The sequence below is a fragment of the Georgenia sp. SUBG003 genome, assembly GCF_000715355.2.
Classification (GTDB): domain Bacteria; phylum Actinomycetota; class Actinomycetes; order Actinomycetales; family Actinomycetaceae; genus Georgenia.
The window spans coordinates 352,227-369,732 of record NZ_CP180204.1; the positions used below are offsets into that span (position 1 = coordinate 352,227).

The 17,506-nt window shown below is 72.0% G+C and carries 16 protein-coding genes and 1 pseudogene; 8 read left to right on the forward strand and 9 right to left on the reverse strand.

Annotated elements, in window-relative coordinates; all coding sequences use genetic code 11:
- Positions 1–100: 100 nt before the first annotated feature.
- Genes DA06_RS01515 through DA06_RS01525 form a run of 3 tightly spaced genes read left to right on the forward strand, consistent with a single transcriptional unit; the run spans position 101 to position 2,540 of the window.
- Complete coding sequence (locus DA06_RS01515; RefSeq protein WP_043496794.1) at positions 101–862, forward strand: ABC transporter ATP-binding protein; 762 nt, start codon at positions 101–103, stop codon at positions 860–862.
- Entirely contained in the window at positions 859–1,584 is a 726-nt protein-coding gene (locus tag DA06_RS01520; protein ID WP_043496795.1) for an ABC transporter ATP-binding protein, read from the forward strand. Before DA06_RS01515 ends, DA06_RS01520 begins: the two co-directional genes overlap by 4 nt.
- A complete protein-coding gene (locus DA06_RS01525; protein ID WP_418606746.1) occupies positions 1,581–2,540 on the forward strand; it encodes a branched-chain amino acid ABC transporter permease in 960 nt (319 codons plus the stop codon). The genes DA06_RS01520 and DA06_RS01525 overlap by 4 nt, the downstream gene beginning before the upstream one ends.
- On the opposite strand, the gene DA06_RS01530 is transcribed toward DA06_RS01525, so the two are convergent.
- Positions 2,480–3,109 (reverse strand): dihydrofolate reductase family protein, encoded by a 630-nt coding sequence (locus DA06_RS01530; protein ID WP_043496803.1) that lies wholly within the window; start codon positions 3,107–3,109, stop codon positions 2,480–2,482. The two genes, DA06_RS01525 and DA06_RS01530, sit on opposite strands and share 61 nt — an antisense overlap.
- A 621-nt stretch (positions 3,110–3,730) precedes the next feature.
- On the opposite strand from DA06_RS01530, the gene DA06_RS01535 reads away from it, so the two are divergent.
- Positions 3,731–4,018, forward strand: coding sequence for a hypothetical protein (locus DA06_RS01535; protein WP_418606747.1), 288 nt, complete (start codon positions 3,731–3,733; stop codon positions 4,016–4,018).
- Positions 4,019–4,084: 66 nt separating this feature from the next.
- Here the strand turns inward: DA06_RS01535 and DA06_RS01540 are convergent, their stop codons facing one another.
- On the reverse strand, positions 4,085–4,522 hold the full coding sequence (locus tag DA06_RS01540; protein ID WP_043496805.1) for a hypothetical protein: 438 nt from the start codon (positions 4,520–4,522) through the stop codon (positions 4,085–4,087).
- Positions 4,523–4,693: 171 nt separating this feature from the next.
- On the opposite strand from DA06_RS01540, the gene DA06_RS01545 reads away from it, so the two are divergent.
- Positions 4,694–5,683: an MsnO8 family LLM class oxidoreductase gene (locus tag DA06_RS01545; RefSeq protein WP_043496815.1), complete on the forward strand. Its 990-nt coding sequence runs from the start codon at positions 4,694–4,696 to the stop codon at positions 5,681–5,683.
- Between the two features lie 8 nt (positions 5,684–5,691).
- Here the strand turns inward: DA06_RS01545 and xdhC are convergent, their stop codons facing one another.
- From xdhC to DA06_RS01575, 6 genes and pseudogenes are all read right to left on the reverse strand, one after another.
- Complete coding sequence (xdhC, locus tag DA06_RS01550; RefSeq protein ID WP_418606748.1) at positions 5,692–6,690, reverse strand: xanthine dehydrogenase accessory protein XdhC; 999 nt, start codon at positions 6,688–6,690, stop codon at positions 5,692–5,694.
- Positions 6,691–7,108: 418 nt separating this feature from the next.
- A pseudogene (gene xdhB, locus DA06_RS01555) lies at positions 7,109–9,439 on the reverse strand (xanthine dehydrogenase molybdopterin binding subunit); the annotation flags it as partial.
- On the reverse strand, positions 9,436–10,947 hold the full coding sequence (locus DA06_RS01560; RefSeq protein WP_043496806.1) for a xanthine dehydrogenase small subunit: 1,512 nt from the start codon (positions 10,945–10,947) through the stop codon (positions 9,436–9,438). The gene DA06_RS01560 and the pseudogene xdhB, both read right to left, overlap by 4 nt.
- A 232-nt stretch (positions 10,948–11,179) precedes the next feature.
- Positions 11,180–11,500 (reverse strand): hypothetical protein, encoded by a 321-nt coding sequence (locus DA06_RS01565; RefSeq protein ID WP_418606749.1) that lies wholly within the window; start codon positions 11,498–11,500, stop codon positions 11,180–11,182.
- Positions 11,497–12,090 carry a hypothetical protein gene (locus DA06_RS01570; protein ID WP_418606750.1) on the reverse strand — a complete coding sequence of 198 codons (594 nt, stop codon included), beginning with the start codon at positions 12,088–12,090 and terminating at the stop codon, positions 11,497–11,499. Before DA06_RS01570 ends, DA06_RS01565 begins: the two co-directional genes overlap by 4 nt.
- Positions 12,091–12,382: 292 nt before the next feature.
- A complete protein-coding gene (locus DA06_RS01575; RefSeq protein ID WP_418606751.1) occupies positions 12,383–13,924 on the reverse strand; it encodes a DUF222 domain-containing protein in 1,542 nt (513 codons plus the stop codon).
- Between the two features lie 616 nt (positions 13,925–14,540).
- Between DA06_RS01575 and DA06_RS01580 the strand changes: the two genes are divergently transcribed.
- From DA06_RS01580 to DA06_RS01590, 3 genes are all read left to right on the forward strand, one after another.
- Positions 14,541–15,815: an ATP-dependent DNA ligase gene (locus DA06_RS01580; RefSeq protein ID WP_418606752.1), complete on the forward strand. Its 1,275-nt coding sequence runs from the start codon at positions 14,541–14,543 to the stop codon at positions 15,813–15,815.
- Positions 15,812–16,051, forward strand: coding sequence for a hypothetical protein (locus DA06_RS01585; protein WP_418606753.1), 240 nt, complete (start codon positions 15,812–15,814; stop codon positions 16,049–16,051). The genes DA06_RS01580 and DA06_RS01585 overlap by 4 nt, the downstream gene beginning before the upstream one ends.
- Positions 16,052–16,251: 200 nt before the next feature.
- The gene (locus DA06_RS01590) at positions 16,252–16,671 is read left to right on the forward strand and encodes a pyridoxamine 5'-phosphate oxidase family protein (protein ID WP_043496808.1); all 420 of its coding nucleotides are present in this window, start codon (positions 16,252–16,254) and stop codon (positions 16,669–16,671) included.
- Between the two features lie 63 nt (positions 16,672–16,734).
- Here DA06_RS01590 and DA06_RS01595 read toward each other — a convergent pair whose 3' ends face one another.
- The gene (locus DA06_RS01595; RefSeq protein WP_052436230.1) at positions 16,735–17,418 is read right to left on the reverse strand and encodes a class E sortase; all 684 of its coding nucleotides are present in this window, start codon (positions 17,416–17,418) and stop codon (positions 16,735–16,737) included.
- Between the last annotated feature and the right edge of the window lie 88 nt (positions 17,419–17,506).

The following is a 17,506-nucleotide window of genomic DNA, read 5'->3' on the forward strand; positions in this document are numbered from 1 at the left end:
CCAACCGTCCAGCCGGACGGGAACGTACACCGCACCACCCGCGACAGCCCCGGCCGCACCGGTCCGGGCCGGGGCCTGTCGCCCCCAGGAAGAGGCCACCATGCCCCCCACCTCAGCCGCGCTCGCGGTGGAGCACCTCAGCTTCGCCGTCGGCGGCGCGAAGATCCTCACCGACGTGAACCTCGAGGTTCCGTCCGGCGAGATCATCGGCGTCATCGGCCCCAACGGCGCCGGCAAGACGACGCTGTTCAACATGATCTCCGGCATCCACGCGCCCACCGCGGGGCGGATCCTCCTCGACGGCCGGGACATCACCCACGAGCAGATCCACCGCCGGGCGCGCGCGGGGCTGGGCCGCACGTTCCAGACCTCCAACCTCTTCCCGGGGCTGAGCGTCCTCGAGAACGTCCGTCTCGCGGCCCAGCGCCGCCTCGGCGGCAACCTCTCGGTGCTCCGCTTCCCGCGCCGGGACGACGACGCCTCCGCGCTCGCGCTCGACCACCTCGCCGAGGTGGGACTCACCGACCGGGCGGACGTCCTCGCCGGCGGCCTGAGCCACGGTGACAAGCGCAAGCTGGAGATCGCCGTCCTGCTCGCCATGGACCCCAGCGTGATCCTCCTCGACGAGCCCATGGCGGGCGTCGCCCGCGCCGACGTGCCCGGGCTGTGCGACGTCATCGGCCGCATGCACCGCGACCACGGCTGCACCGTCCTGATGGTCGAGCACCACATCGACGTGGTCATGGGGCTGGTCGACCGGGTCGCGGTCCTGCACCAGGGCACGATCCTCGCGCTCGACGAGCCCGGGGAGATCATGGCCGACCCGCTCGTCCAGAGTGCGTACCTGGGAGCCGCCGCGTGAGCGCGATCCTCGAGGTCGAGCACCTCTCCGCCACCATCGACGGCCAGCTGGTCGTCGAGGACGTCACCTTCTCCGTGCCGGCCTCCGGCGTGACGGCGATCCTGGGGCGCAACGGCGTGGGCAAGACCTCCACGATCAAGGCCGTCATGGGTCTGATCGGCCGGGCGGGACGCGTCGAGTTCGACGGGCACCGCATCGACCGCGAGGACACGCACCGAATCGTCCGGCGGGGCATCGGCTACGTCCCCGAGGACCGCGAGGTCTTCGCCGGGCTGACGGTCGCCGAGAACCTGCGCCTGGCGGAACGGGACGCGCGGCCGCGCCGCGAGCTCGTCGAGCAGCTCTTCCCCGACCTCGTGCGCCGCTCCGGCCAGCGGGCCGGCACGCTCTCCGGCGGCCAGCAGCAGATGCTGTCCCTCGCCCGCGCGCTGCTCAACACCAACCGGCTGCTGCTGGTGGACGAGCCCACCAAGGGCCTGGCCCCGAAGATCGTCGCCGAGGTGGCCGAGGCCCTGGAGGAGGCGGCCCGGACGGTGCCGATCCTCCTCGTGGAGCAGAACCTGCCCGTCATCGAGCGCCTCGCGCGCGACGTCGTCGTCATCGACGCCGGCACCGTGGTCCACACCGGCGACGCCCGGTCCCTCCTCGCCGACGAGGAGGCCGTCCACCGCCTGCTCGGGGTGCACGCCGAGACCGTCCAGGCCCCGGAGGGAGCCAAGTGAGCACCGTCGTCCTGCTGCTGGTCACCGGCCTCGGCCTGGGGGCCCTGTACTTCCTCGTGGCCTCGGGCCTCTCGCTCATCTACGGCCTCATGGGCGTGCTGAACTTCGCCCACGGCGTCTTCCTCTCCCTCGGCGCCTTCGTCGGCTGGGAGGTGGCGCGCCGGCTCGACCCGGGCTCGTGGACGGGGTTCGTCCTCGCCATGGTCGTCGGGGCGCTGGCCGGCGCGGCGCTGGCGGCCCTGACCGAGCTGCTGCTCATCCGGCCCCTGTACAACCGGCACATCGAGCAGGTGCTCGTCACCGTCGGGCTCGGCCTGGTCGGGGTGGCCCTGTTCGAGGGCGTGTGGGGCACGGACGCCGTCTTCATCTCGGGGCCCGCCTGGCTGGACCGGACGACGTCGATCGCCGGGGCGCGGGTCTCCAACACCAACTTCCTCGCGATCGCCGTCGCGGTCGCCGTTCTCGTCGCCCTGGTGCTGTTCCTCCGGCACACGCGCTACGGCCTCGTCATCCGGGCCGGGGTGGAGAACCGGTCGATGGTCACGGCGCTGGGCATCGACGTGCGCCGGTCGTTCACGCTCGTCTTCTCCATCGGCGGTGCGGCCGCCGGCCTGGGCGGCGTGCTCGCCTCCCAGTACAACGGCTACGTCTCCGCGCACCTGGGCCAGACCCTGCTGATCTTCGCCTTCATCGTCACCGTCATCGGCGGCCTCGGTTCCCTCGGGGGCGCCGCCGTCGCCGCGGTGGTGGTCGCGGTCCCGCAGCAGCTCGCCAACTACTACTGGGGCTACGGCGACCTCATCGCGGTCCTCGCGCTCGCCGTCGTCCTGCTCGTCCGCCCGACCGGCCTGATCCTCACGACGGACGCCCGCCCCTCAGACGGAGCCCCGCCCCCTCAGACGGAGGCCCGCCTTCTAGAAGGAGCCCACCCCGGACCTCCCCCCGCCCTCTCGTAGGTGCTGAAGATCGCGCCCGAGCTGGTGCGCCGGGAGTCGGTCAGCCGCAGCGTGCGGCCGGGGACGCCCGTCTCGAAGAGCCGCTTGCCGCGCCCGAGGACGACCGGGTAGATCCCCACGACGAGCTGGTCGACGAGGTCGTGCGCGAACAGGGTCTGCAGGAGCCGGCTGCTGCCCTGGACCAGGACGTCACCGCCGTCCTGCTCCTTCAGCTCCGCTATCCGCTCGGGCACCCGGTCGCTGATGACCGTCGTCGGCCCCCAGGCAGGGTCGGTCAGCGTGGTCGACACGACGTACTTCGGCAGCCGGTTGAGCCCACCCGCCACCGGGCTGTCCGGGTCGTCGTGGTGGGGCCAGTAACCGGCGAAGATGTCGTACGTGCGCCGGCCGAGGAGGAAGGCGCCGGTACGCGTGAACACGGCGTCGACGATCTCCCCCAGCTCTGCGTCGGCGAACGGGAACTGCCATCCTCCGTACGGGAAGTCGCCCTCGGGGTCCTCGTCGGGACCGCCCGGCGCCTGCATCACGCCGTCGAGCGAGACGAATCCGGCCATCACGAGCTTGCGCATGAGTCCTCCTCCAGCATCGGGGCGCGACGTCGCCGCGCCTCACACCCATTCCACGACCACGGGCAGGCGGGATCGACACCGTCGCGACCTGAACGACGTCTCCTCGGAGGAACGACGACTCTTCACCCGAGGGCCAACCTCCTGGCGCGGACGCACCCTTCACCTCGAAGGCCCACCTCCTGGCGCGGACGCACCTTCACCCGGACGCCGCCTCCTCCGCACCTTCACCCGGACGCCGCCTCCTCCGCACCTTCACCCGAACGTCCGTTCACCCCGGCCCCGGAGGCCGTCGGGAGAACCTGCCATGACATCCCGTTCGGTGGCGCAATTCGGACATGCCAGTCACACTGAAGACGCTCATCCCTGCCCCTGGTGAGAAGGTCCTTCCACCGTGCTCCTGCACCTCAACCGCCTGCCCGGCCCCGAGTCCGACGACGTCGGGGACCTTGTCGAGGCCGACGGCCACGCCCTCACCTCGGTGCCCGAGGATGCCGACGTCGTCGTCACGACCTGCCCCGCGGTCGCCGACGTCGTGGCCCCCCGGCGCCACGATCGTGCAGTTCGGCGGCCCGCTACGGCTCCCCCGACGGCATCCGGGTGCCGACCCCGGTGCTTGGGAGGTTGTTCCGGACGACACCCGCCGCCCGGGCGCTGGGCGTGGACCTCGTGGCCATGGCCACCCTGCTCACCGACACGCCACGGACCGCGATCGTCGGGATCCGCGGTCGCGGTGTGGTGCCGCTCGTGACAAATGCCCACGACCAGCACCTCGCTCTCCTCCTCCCGCGTGAGCGGGACGGGTGGCACTGGTGGGTCCACGAGGACAGCCTGGACACCTTGCCGTGGATCGACGCCGCCATCGAGCACCACGAGATCGCGCAGCCCGCGCGCGAGCGCGTCGGCGCCTGAGCAGCGGAGAGGCCCGTCGAGGTTCTACGCGTCTCCTCGCCGGCCGGCCGACGGGACCCGGCGTAGTCACCCGACAAGGTCGGCGGCCTCGTCGGCGACGGGGACGGTGAGCTCCGGTCTGGAGGCGTCGCGGACGGCACGGTCCCCCAGCGGTGCGGCGAGGCGGACTGTCTGGAGCATCGTCACGTTCTCGCCGTCGCACGAGGCGCCCAGCCGCGTGCCGCGCCGCACGACGACGGACGCGGCGATCAGCACCTCGTCCTCCGTCTCGTCGACCTTGACCTGGAGCGGGTCGCCGCACCCGGGACTGCCGCCGACGTACTGCACGAGCAGGTCGTGCTGGCCGATCTCGGCCACCCGGGAGACCGGCGCCGGTCTCGCACTGTCGAAGCCGACGACGAGCGCGTAGAGCCCGACGGCGACGCCCGCCAGCACGATCCCCGTCACCAGCCACAGGCTCATGGCACGCACCCGGTCCCGCGACTCCCCCGTCAGCCCGCCCATCCGAGCATGGTGGCCGCTCCGGGTACCACCGCGCCAGGCTTTCGGGAGGGGCCAGGCTCTCGTGCTCGGTCGAGCGCCGACCTCTCCCTGCCCCAGCACACCGGATGGCGCGCCGGCACCTGGGCCGCGCAGCCGAAATATCGGCCGCGCCCGCGCCGTTGCCCTCTGGTGATGCCGCTGCTCGACGTTCCCCTGTCGCTCCTGGACCGGTCGCGCACCCGCGCGGGCGAGCCGGACGCCCTCGCGCTGCTGTCCACGATCGAGAGGGCGCGCCTCGCCGAGGAGCTGGGCTACCACCGGTTCTGGGTCGCGGAGCACCACGGCGTGCCGGGCATCGCCGGCGGGAGCCCCGCCGTCCTTGCCGCGGCCGTGGCGGCACGAACCTCCCGGATCCGGGTCGGCTCCGGTGGCGTCATGCTGCCCAACCACGCCCCGATCGTCGTCGCCGAGCAGTTCGCGGTCCTCGAGAGCCTGCACCCGGGCCGGATCGATCTGGGGGTCGGGCGCTCGCTCGGCTTCAGTGCGCCCGTGCGCGCGGAGCTTCGGGCACACGACGCCGACGCCGAGCGATTTCTCGACGACGTCGCGGCCGTGCGCGACTTCCTCGATGGCCGGGGGAAGGTCACGGCGATGCCGCGGGTGACCACTCCTCCGCCGGTGTTCCTGCTCGCCGGCGGTCGAGGACTCTCGCTCGCGGCACGGGCGGGACTTCCTGTCGCCGTCGGCGGTCCTGCGCTCGACGAGCCCGGCCCGCTCGAGTCCTACCGCCGGGACGTCCGGGCGGCCGGGGGCGAGCCGCACGTGATCGCGAGCGTCATGGTGATGATCGCGGACTCCGAGGAGGAGGCGCGGGACCTGCTGCTGCCGGAGGCGTGGGCGATGGTTGCCTCACGCTCCACCGGCGCCTTCCCGCCGCTCGAGGCTGTCCGACCGGTCCGGGCGAGGAGCCTGACGCCCAAGCAGAGCGCGGGCGTCGAGCAGTTCCTCCGGGGCGCCGTGTACGGCACCGCCGAACAGGTGGGCGAGCGGCTGGCCGAGCTCGTGCGGCGCACCGGTGCCGACGAGATCATGGTGACGACCTCGACGTTCGACCGCGCCGAGCAGGCGCGTAGCGACGCGGAGCTTGCCGCCCTCTTCGGCGCTTGGCCACCGGAGGCCTGAGCTCCGTCTCATGTCTGCGGGGCGGCCGGGCCACTGGCGTGACGCGACCGCGCGCGTGCAGCGGCGAGCGGCGGAGGGTGGTGTTCTCCGCAGAAGGGAACGGCGCTTGCGGATGGTCCGACGTGGCCGCGGGCCGTACCGCCCGCGTGAGGTGTGCCACCGGTCTGCGCCGCGTCGCCCACCCGCGCCGTACCGCTCGCTCCCACCGAGCTGTGCGCCCGCTCGAGCAGCTGCACGAGCTCGGCGGCGACGCTCACCGCGATCACGGCCGGCGCCTTGCCGGTGATGCCTTCCACGCCGATCGGGCACGTGATCGTAGCGATCGCGGCGTCGTCGTGCCCCGCCTCGTGCAGGCGCCTGCGGAACCGCGCCCACTTGGCCCGCGAGCCGATGAGCCCCGTGTAGGCGAGGTCACCGCGGTTGAGGGCGGCGTCGCAGAGGATGAGATCCTCGGCGTGGTCGTGCGTCATGACGAGCACGTACGCACCGGAGGGCAGGGTACGCAGCACCACCTCGGGTGCCGGGGCGTGGTGGACCTGCACCTCGGCCGGTCCGGTGAGCTCGGCCAGGCGCTCGGGCGAGACCTGGTCCGCCCGGCTGTCGACCAGGTGGAGCACGACCGGCAGGCGAGCGAGGATGCGGCCGAGCTCGAAGCCGACATGCCCGACGCCGAACACGGCGATGGTGGAACGCGTGCGCAGCGGCTCGAGGAGCACCGCTACCTCACCCCCGCAGCACTGGTTGCCGTGACGGTTGGGGACGTGCTCGTTGAGCGCGAAGGTCAACCGCTCGGGGGCGTGCGCGCCCGATGCGAGAAGCTCGCGGGCACGCTCGACGGCGGTGGCCTCCAGGTTGCCGCCACCGATGCTGTCCCAGGTGGTGTCCGCGCCGACGACCATCTTGGCGCCCGCCTCGCGGGGGGCGTGGCCCCGGACCTCGGTGAGCGTGACGAGGACGCCGGGGAGGCCTCCCGCCCGGAGGTGCATCAGTGCGCCGAGCCAGTCCATCAGGAGCCCACCGTCTGCCCGGTCTCCCCCGCCTGCTCCGTCTCCCCCGCCTGCTCGGTCTCCCCCGCCTGTTCGGTCTCCCCCGCCTCCGCCTTCTCGCCGGCCGGCCCGGACGCAAAATCGCGTCCGTCGTCGTCCGGGACCGCGTGCCCCGCTGCCGGCGCCTGCCCCCGCCGCGCGGACGTGCTCGTCGGCAGCGCCCTGCCCGACGGCGGGGTACCGCCCGTCGCAGCGCCGTGCCCGACGCGGGGTACCGCCCGTCGTCAGATCCCTGCCCGACGGCGGGGTACCGCCCGTCGTCAGATCCCTGCCCGACGGCGGGGTACCGCCCGTCGTCAGATCCCTGCCCGACGGCGGGGTACCGCCCGTCGGAACCCCGCCCGAGCGCGGAGACCCGCCCGTCACCCGTAGTCGGTGTGACAGCCGACCGCGCGGCGTCGAGCGCCCAGAACACCGCCTCCGGGGTGGCGGGGCTGGGCAGCTCGACGACAGTGCCCTCTGGCCCGAAGGCGGCCGCGGCTGCGCGCAGGGCCTCCCGCACGCTGAAGGCGAGCATGAGCGGCGGCTCCCCCACCGCCTTGGAGCCGTAGACGACACCGCTCTCGGTCGCGCGCTCGTACAGGTGGACGTTGAGCTCCTCGGGCATCTCGGAGAAGCTGGGCAGCTTGTACGTGCTCGCGGCCTGGGTGGCGAGCCGGCCGCGACCGGCGCCGTCGGAGGTGTCCCACCGCAGCTCCTCGAGCGTGAGCCAGCCGGTGCCCTGGACGAATCCGCCCTCGATCTGACCGAGGTCGATCAGCGGGGAGAGCGAGTCGCCGACGTCGTGGACGATGTCCGTGCGCAGGAACCGGTAGGCGCCGGTGAAGCCGTCGACCTCCACCTCGGACACGGACGCGCCGTAGGCGAAGTACTTGAACGGCTCGCCCTGCATGCGGGCCGAGTCCCAGTGGATGCCCTCGGTGCGGTAGTACCCCGCCGCGAACAGCGGGATCCGCTGGAAGTACGCCGCGCTGACGACCTCCTCGAAGGACAGGTCGCGGTCGTGGAAACCGATGCCGGTGATGCGGCCGTCGACGAAGCGGACGTCGTCGGGGTGGATGTCCAGCTTTCTCGCGGCCACCGCTGCGAGGCGGGCGCGGATCTGGTCGCAGGCGTTCTTGATCGCGCCGCCGTTGAGGTCCGCTCCCGAGCTCGCGGCGGTCGCGGAGGTGTTGGGCACCTTGTCCGTGCGGGTCGGGGCGAGGCGCACGTGGTCGAGCGTCACGCCGAGGGCGGTGGCGGCGACCTGGCGCATCTTGGTGTGCAGCCCCTGGCCCATCTCGGTGCCGCCGTGGTTGATGAGGACGGAACCGTCCTTGTACACGTGCACCAGTGCGCCGGCCTGGTTGAAGGCGGTGAAGTTGAACGAGATGCCGAACTTCACCGGCGTGATCGCGATGCCGCGCTTGAGGTGGCGGTGGCCGGCGTTGAACGCGGCGACCTGCCGGCGGCGGCGCTCGTAGTCCGACCTCTCGACGAGCTGGGCCCACACGTCCTGAAGCCTCTCGGCGTGCCTGACCGGCTGACCGTACGGGGTCGTCTGGCCCGGCTCGTAGAGGTTCCGACGGCGCAGCTCGCCCGGGTCGATACCCAGCGCCGGAGCGCACCGGCCGAGGATGTCCTCGATCACCAGCATGCCCTGCGGTCCGCCGAACCCGCGGAACGCGGTCTGAGAGGTCTTGTTCGTCTTCGCGATCCGGCCGTGAACCTCGACGTTCGGGATGTAGTAAGAGTTGTCGATGTGGCACAACGCCCGGGCGAGGACGGGCTCGGAAAGGTCGAGGCTCCATCCGCCGTCGGCCGTGATGGTGGCGCGCAGGGCGAGGAGGCGACCGTCGTCGTCGAGGCCGACCTCCCACCGGGCGTGGAACGGGTGCCGCTTGCCGGTCATCGTCATGTCCTGGGTGCGGTTCAGGCGCATGCGCACCGGGCGGCCGGTGAGGACCGCCCCGAGGGCGGCGACGGCGGCGAGTCCGTGCGGCTGCATCTCCTTGCCGCCGAAGCCGCCGCCCATGCGCAGGCACTGGACGGTGACGTCGTGGGCGCGGAGACCGAGGACGTGGGCGACGATCTCCTGCGTCTCGGTGGGATGCTGGGTGGAGGACTGGACGAACACCTGCCCGGACTCGTCCACGCGCGCCAGCGAGGCGTGGGTCTCGAGGTAGAAGTGTTCCTGCCCGCCGAGCTCGAGCTCCCCGCTCAGGCGCTGCGGGGCCGTGGCGAGGGCTGCTGAGGCGTCACCGCGGGAGACGGTGGGCTGGTTCCCCTGGAAGCTGTTCGCCTCCATCGCCTCGGTCAGGGTGAGGATCGAGGGGATCGGCTCGTACTCGATCTCGACGGCCTCCGCGCCGAGCCGCGCGGCCTCGAGGGTCTCGCCGAGCACCCAGCACACGGCGTGGCCGTAGTACATGACCTCGGTGGGGAAGAGCGGCTCGTCGTGCTTGGTGCCGGCGTCGTTCACGCCGGGGACGTCGTCGGCGGTCAGCACCCGGACCACGCCCGGCACCCGCAGCGCCGGGGCGGTGCGCACCGCGGTGACGCGGGCGTGGGCGTGCGGGGCCTGGACCGGCCAGGCGTGCAGGACCCCGGCGGCGCGCTGCGCGAGGTCGTCGGTGTACAGGGCGGTGCCCGTGACGTGCAGGGCGGCGCTCTCGTGGGAGACGGACTCCCCGACCTTGGGGTTCACGGGGCGTTCGGCGAGCGAGGTCATCGAGCCACCTCCAGGACCGGCTGCGGCTGGGCCTGGGTGAAGAAGCGCACGAGCGACTGTTCGAGCATCGCGCGGCGGTACCGGGCGCTGGCGCGATGGTCGTCCAGCGGTGTGCCCTCGTTCCCCATCAGGGCCGCGGCGGCGACGGCGGTCTCGTACGTCCACGGCCGACCGCGCAACGCGTCCTCGGTGGCGCGGGCGCGGATCGGCGTGGCGGCGACGCCGCCGAGGCCCACGCGCACGTCGTCCACAGTCCCGTTCTCGATCCGCGCGGCGACGGCCACCGCGACCGAGGAGATGTCGTCGAACCGGCGCTTGGCGATCTTGAAGAACGCGCTCGACCCGGCCAGCGGGAGGGGGATGCGCACCGCCCGGATGATCTCGCCCGGCTGCCGGACGGAGGTGCGGTACCCCGTGAAGTACTCGGCGAGCGGCACCTCCCGCTCGCCGTCGCGGGAGGCGAGCACGAGCGAGGCGTCCAGAGCGAGCAGGACCGGGGCCGCGTCGCCGATCGGGGAGCCGGTGCCGAGGTTGCCGCCCAGCGTCGCGGAGTTGCGGATCAGCCGGGAGGCGAACTGCGGGAACAGCTCCGCCAGCAGGGGCACGCGCCCGTCGAGCGCGGACTCGAGCTCTGACAGGGTCAGCGCTGCGCCGATCTCGATGCTGGTCTCATTCGTGTGCAACGTGCGCAGCGGGGCCAGTCGGTCGATCGCGAGGACGAGCCGAGGACGCGTGTGCCGGATGTTCCGCTCCACGCCGGTGTCGGTGGCGCCGGCGACCAGGACGGCGTCGGGATGCTGCTCGAGCTCGTCGAAGAGTTCCTCCAGACTGCCGGGACGGACGAAGTCGCCCGCGTCGTCGTGCACCCGGGTGTGGCGAGGAGCGGGGGCCGGGGCACTGCGGCGGCGGGCGAGCGCATCCGCCTCGTCGGGTGCGCCCAGAGCGTAGGCCGCGTCGCGGATGGGGCGGTACCCGGTGCAGCGGCACAGGTTGCCGCTCAAGGCATGCAGGTCGAAGCCGTTCGGCCCCACCTCGTGGTCGGCGGCGTGCCGTTCACCGGTGGCGGAGGTGCCGGTCCCCTCGGGCGGCGTCGCCTCCTTCGGGGTGCGTCCGGGACGGTAGTACTCGGCCGCCATGGCGCAGACGAACCCCGGCGTGCAGTAACCGCACTGCGAGCCTCCCCGGTCGGCCATCTCCCGCTGGACGGGGTGGAGATCCTCGACGGCACAGGCACCGCGGGCTGTACCGAGCCCTTCGGCGGTGACGATCTCCTGGCCGTCGAACGCCAGCGCCGGCGGCAGGCACGCGTTCAGGGCGGTCCATCGGGTGCCCTGCTCGCCGTCCGGACGGGCGACGAGGACCGCGCACGCGCCGCACTCGCCCTCGGCGCAGCCTTCCTTGGCGCCGGTCAGCCCCTGGTCGCGCAACCAGTCCAGGAGACTGGTGTGCGGGCCGGCCGTCGCACCGTTCCTTGTCCGGCCGTTGACGATGACCTCGATGGGCTCCACCGCTCACGCTCCTCGACCCGCCGACGTTGGCAGGCGCGGGTCATGGCATGGTTCCACTCTCAGCCCGCGGTCGCAGGTTATCCATGCCCGAACAACGGCCGCGGCGTGCTCAGGACTTTAGTCCCTGCGGACACCGAGAACAACGATCCGGAAGCGCGGTTCCGTGATGCGAATTTCGTGGGCCCCAGGGCCTCCGTTTCCTGAGAACCGTCGGCGGGGCACCACCGCGGAGCTATCCAGCTCGCCCACCGACCGGAAGGTGCGTGCGGACGGGCATTCGTGCACCGCGCCTCGGGCGTCGGATCCCGGCGACCTGCACCAGTCTCTGCACCCGGTAGCGATGCGGCCGGAATGGTTCCAGCAGCTCGGCCAGGCCGTCGTCGTCGACGCCGTCCTTGCCCGTCATCGCCCATCCGACGTCGCGCGCGACGTTGTAGTCGCCAAAACTGACGGCGTCCGCGTCGCCGTGGGTGCGTACCCGCGTCTCCGCACTGGTCCAGATCCCGATGCCAGGAAGGGACCTGAGTCGACGGTCGGCCTCGGCGGACGTCACCCCGGCGGCCCGCTCGAGGGACGGCGCCACCCGTGCGGCGCCGGCAACGGTGCGCGAACGCGCAGGGTCGATACCGAGGCGCAGCCACTGCCACGAGGGGATCGACAGGAGCTTGTCGGGCGCGGCGGCACCCACAGGCGGAGATCCTCGCCCGGGCCGGGCGCCCGGTCGCCGTAGAAGTGGACGAGGCGACGGTAGCCGGCGAAGGCCTCGTTGCCGGCGACCCGCTGCTCGATGATCGCCGGGACGAGCGACTCCATCACGAGGTTCGTGCGCGGGAGCCTCAGGTGCGGGAAGCGATGGGCCAGCTGCGCGACGCGTGGGTGCCTGTCGGCGCGAAATCCGGTGGGGTCGTCCTCCGCGCCGAGCATCGCCGGGACCGACTCGACAGCCCAGTCGGCGCCGGAGCCCCAGGCGGCGGCGCGGATCTCGCTGCCGGATGCACTCAGCTCAAGTCGCAGGGTGGCCGGCCCCGCGGGTGTGCGCAGGCCGCGCCAGTAGACGCCGGCACCGAACCGCACCGTAGGGTCGGCCGGACCGTGGCGGAGCACCGCGAGCGCCTGGCCGACGGCGCACGGCCAGGCCGGCACCCAAGTCCGTTCGGCCACCTTCACCCCACCAGCCTAAGAGCGGATCGGCCATGGAGGCCCCCGCCTGACCGGCCCCCGGCCCTGGCGTGGTGCGCACCCCGGTGTCGAAGAGCAACCGCGTCCGCGACCGGCACTCTGCGTCGGGCCGGACTGCCAGTGCCCGAACGCTCAGCGAAGGATCGCGGCCCGCAGGGCTCAGGAGTGGATCGCTCAGCGAAGGAGCACGGCGCCTGGGGCCAGGCGCGAATCTCTCAGCGAAGAATCACGGCGCCTGGGGCCAGGCGCGGGTCTCTCAGCGACGCAAGCGGTTGTGCGTCGTCCGCTCGATCTCTGTGCCGTCCCGGCGGAGGAAGACCCACCGACGCTTGCGTCGCTCGATGCTGATGCGCTGCTTATGCACGTGGTCGTGGTGCCCCCAGCACAGAAGAACCCCCAGCTTGACGCTTGTCGGGCCGAGCTGCTCCCACCACCACACGCTGTGGTGGACCTCGCCCTCCCCGGGCGGCGCGTTGCAGTCGGGATACTGGCAGTGCTTGTCCCTGGCGATGATCGCCCTGGTTTGGGCCGAGGTGAAGATTCGCTGCTCGCGGCCGACGTCGAGGACTTCGGAGTCGGGGCCGAAGACCACCCGGTGCAGCCCGCCGGTGCAGGCGATCCTGGCCAGCAGGGTCGGCGACAACGGCGTACCGTCCTCGAACGTCGCGGGTGGGACGTCGCCGAATGCGGCGGCGTCCAGGTCCGCCCCGATCACCGCCTCCGGCAACTCCTGACCGCACTCGCACGCCTGGCTGCGGCCGTACGCGGGCGGGTCGACAGGTGCACGCCGCGCGGCACGTTCTGGACCGGTGTCGCCGCGACCGTCCCTGCTGACCGCCAGGCCACCCGAGATGCCGAATGCAGCGCCGGGGTTTCCACCGGAGGCGGAGGTGCCGCGGGACAGGGGACAGCCAGCGTGCCGGCGCGGGGGCGCAGAGGCTGCGACGAGCCGCTGAAGTGTCTCGAACGGCACGTGCACACTGAGGTGCGGCCGGATCCGTGCCCCGGGACGCAGCGCCCCGGAGTCAAGTCCTAGGTGAGCCAGCCCGACGAGAGACTGCGCGCTCCGCTGCGCGGGAGACCGCCGATCGTCCTTGGAGGGTGTGCCGGTCCGCGCCTTCAACGCGTCCAGGAGGATCTGCCCACTGGGCTTGGACAGCCATCCGCCGGGCACGTAACCGTCGGTGGTCTCGGAGAGGTAGAACTCCTCACGATCGCTGGCCTCGGCATAGGCCCGGTCCTCGGCTTCCGGGTCCGCACGCAGCCCCCAGTGCCCCAGTGCCACGTCGAAGGCGGACGCGTCGAGCTCTCTGGCGTGTGTCAGGAGGAAGCCCTCGCCGACCTCTTCATCACGGAGTCGTTCGCGCCGGGCTTCGGTGTTGGTGGTCCGCCTGACGATCGCAGCGACGTGGTCCGCGCTGATCTCACCGGCGGCGAGCGCCTTCGCCGTCTCGGGGAGATGGTCCCGGAGAGCCCTTGCCTGCCGAACCTCCCGTGCGGCGGTCGAACGGTGCCGTCCGGTCCGCGCGCGGTACCACGCCGCCATCGAACGCGCTCCGTCCACCGCCCAACGACCGTCTGCCTCGACGGTGGCGAGCACTTTGGCAGCGAGCGCGTCGCACCGCCGGCGGATCCGCTCGACGCCGTCCAGGGCACCGATAAGAGCCGCACCCTCCAGCTCGTGCAGGTCAACCTCCACCAGCACGTCGAGCGCTTCTTTCATCTGCGCGAGGCGGACGGCGAGCGTCTGCGCGGGGAATCGTCGCAGATTTTTCCGGCACCCCGCCCCACCCCCCAATCCCCGTCTAGATCTCCCTCAATAAAGTATCGAACGCCCGTTCGAACTGCAATACCCGTGAGAGAACACCGGCAAAATTGTGGAAACACTGGCATTTCAACGCCCTGTGGACACCGCGCTCATTGTGGAATTGTGAGTCCCTGTGGAAACGATGGCGTTTCAGGTAAGTCGAATCAGCGGCGCGCCACGTAGTGACGTGCAGACTGCACGCCGGAGGACGAGCCAGCTCGCGATCTCCCGTGTCGCCGACGGTCGAAAAGTAGGTCAGGGACGACGGGGCGGAACTGGCCTACTTTCCAGCCGTCGCTGACACTCCCGTTCTCCAACCCGTCCTCGTCGGAGGCGTTGGGGCGCGGAGGCCCACAAGTGAGGGTCGGCAGGACCCGTCTTCGCCGGCGAGCCTCTTCTCGGTGACCACCGGACGCACGTCGCCGACATCCAGAGAAAAGGCCCGCAGGCCGCGAAGCTGGGGACCGTGGCACTGGGCGAGGGCGGTCGGCAGACCGCGGGCGTGAAGGCCCAGGCACCGAAACCTGCTTGGTGACGTTCGACTTCAGCTGACGCGACCCTGGTCGCTCCAGGCGCCCTGGAGGCCCGGACCTGCCATCATCGTGGCGTGCTGCTCGCCGAGCTCGTCGAGACCCATGCCGCCGTCGCCGGCACACGCTCGCGCCTTCAGAAGCGCGCACTTCTCGCCGCCGCTCTGAGAAGCGCCGGGGAGGACGAGGCGGAGATCGTCGCCTCCTTCCTGTCCGGACGCCCACGTCAGCGCCGCACCGGTGTCGGCTGGAGAAGCCTGGCCGAGCTCCCGGAACCGACCCCGGCCCCCTCTCTGACGCCGACCGACGTCGACCTGGCACTCGAGGAACTCTCCACGCTCGCCGGGACCGGCTCACAGGCGGCACGTGCCCGAGCCGTCCGAGGACTGTTCTCGCAGGCGACGACGGCGGAGCAGCACTTCCTCCGCGCGCTCATGCTCGGCGAGCTGAGACAGGGCGCGCTGGACTCCGTTCTCCTCGACGCCATCGCAGAAGCCGCCGACGTCCCGGTGTCTCTGGTGCGCCGAGCGGCGATGTTCTCCGCCTTCTCGGGCCCCATCGCGAGCGCCGCACTGGCGGGCGGGTCCGAGGCGCTGGAGCGGTTCCAGCTGGAGGTCGGCCGGCCCGTGCGCCCCATGCTCGCGGCCTCCGCCGCCGACGTGGCGGCCGCCCTGGAGAAGACCGGGACCGCCTTCGTCGCGGACGGCAAGATCGACGGCATCCGGGTGCAGGTCCACCGGGCCGGGGACGACGTCACCATCTTCACCCGCTCGCTCGACGACATCACGGACCGGCTGCCAGAGGTCGTCGGGGTCGCCCGCACGTTGCCCACGGACGCCGTCGTCCTCGACGGTGAGGCGATCGCGCTGGGACCCGACGGGCGGCCCCGGCCGTTCCAGGAGACCGGGTCTCGCACGATGAGTCGCGACGGCGCCACCCTGCGCGAGCAGGTTCCGCTCACCGTCTACTTCTTCGACGTGCTGCACCTCGACGGACGCGACCTCATCGACTCCCCCGCCTCCGAACGGTTTCGCGCGCTCGGCGCGCTCGTCCCCGACGAGGCAACGGTTCCCCGGTGCTTCAGCCCGGACGCTGAGCAGATCGAGACGTTCTTCCGGGAGATGATCGCGCGCGGCCACGAGGGTGTCGTCGTCAAGAACCTGGATGCACCTTACGACGCCGGGCGACGCGGCTCGGCGTGGGTGAAGGTCAAGCCGAGGCACACGCTCGACCTGGTGGTGCTCGGGGTCGAGTGGGGCAGCGGGCGGCGACAGGGCACCCTGTCAAACATCCACCTCGCGCCCGCGACGGCGACGGCTTCGTCATGCTCGGCAAGACCTTCAAGGGCATGACTGACGAGATGCTGGCATGGCAGACGCGAAGGTTCCTCGAGCTCGAGACAGGTCGCGACGGCCACGTGGTCCACGTCCGTCCGGAGCAGGTGGTCGAGGTGGCGTTCGACGGTATCCAGCGTTCCTCGCGCTACCCCGGCGGCATGGCGCTGCGCTTCGCGCGAGTCCTGCGCTACCGCGACGACAAGACGGCCGCCGACGCGGACACCGTGGAGACCGTGCGCTCGCTCGCCTGACCGGCACTGTCAGACCCGGCGTCCGGGGCCCTCGGCCCCGGCGTCCACCCAGGTCTCCGTCGCCCCGGCGTCCACCCAGGTCTCCGTCGCCCCGGCGTACGGCGCCGTGATCCCCGGCGGCCGTCGCCGGCACCCGGGCACACGTGCCGCAGTGCGACCAACGGCCCACGCGGACCGCCCGAACGTACGGACAATGAGACATGGGATTCGATGCTGAACGTCAGGTGACCATCCTCGACGAGGACGAGAGCTGGCGGCTGCTCGAGGCCAAGAACCTCGGCCGCCTGGCCGTGAGCGTGCACGACCAGCCAGACATCTTTCCGATCAACTACGTGGCCTCCGGCCGCCGGCTGTACCTGCGCACCGGGCAGGGCAGCAAGCTGCTCGAACTGACGATCAACAGCCACGTGGCTCTCGAGATCGACGAGATGGGCACAGACTCCGCCGTCTCCGTCGTCGTGCAGGGCGCGGCCCGCCAGCTCGAGACCGAGGCGGAGACGGAGGCTGCCGAGCGGCTGCACGTGCACCCGCGGGTCGGCCCGGACAAGCCCGTCTTCGTGGAGATCACCCCGGTCAACGTGGAGGGCCGGAGGTTCCACCTGCTGCCGGACGTCGCCTAGCTGCCGGACGTCGCCTAGCTGCGGGCGTCGCCTAGCTGCGGGCGTCGCCTAGCTGCGGGCGTCTCAGGCTGGTTCGAACGCGGCGAACTCTGCGTAGACCACGTAGCGCTGCGCCACAGACCCGAGCGGGTGGCAGGCCACCAGCGTCATGAGCCGGCCGACGGCGGGGCCGCCCGGGTTCTGCGGGTCCGGCCCGACCACGCGCACCTGGTCCGGTTCGACGATCTCGTGCCCGCTCACGGCGTAGGTGTACGCACCCTCCGCGGTGGTTACGACGATCTCGTCACCGACCTGCAGCTCCTCGACGCCGTAGAGCGGACGCGAGTGCAGCGTCCGGTGACCGGCGAGGGCGAAGTTGCCCTCCTCCCCCGGCAGCTGGCTCTCCGGGAACCGGCCCAGCCCGAGCTCGTCCAGGACCGGGTCCGTCACGCCCTCGCTCACGGGCTCCTCGTAGTCGCCCCAGCGAGGCACCCGCATCGAAGCGAACGTGGTGCCCTCCGCGGGTGTTGCCGGCACGACGAGGCCGGCGAGCGGATCCGCCACCTCGGCAGGTTGCGGCTCCGCGTCGTACGGCACCTCGGCGGTGTCGACCTGGGGGCCGGGCCGCTCGACGGCCGCCGGTACCCGCGCGACGTCACCGCGTTCGACGGAGGAGGCGATCCCCACTGCGGCCAGGCCCACTACGGCGGCGGCGAGAACGACGAGCAGGGCTCTGAGGCCGTGACGAGGCGTCTGCGTGGCGGGCATGTCTCCCCAAGGGACGTTTCGGGCGTCTCTCCTCCACTATGACGCCCGACGTCCCGGACCACCACCTGTGCGGCACGCGACGACGACG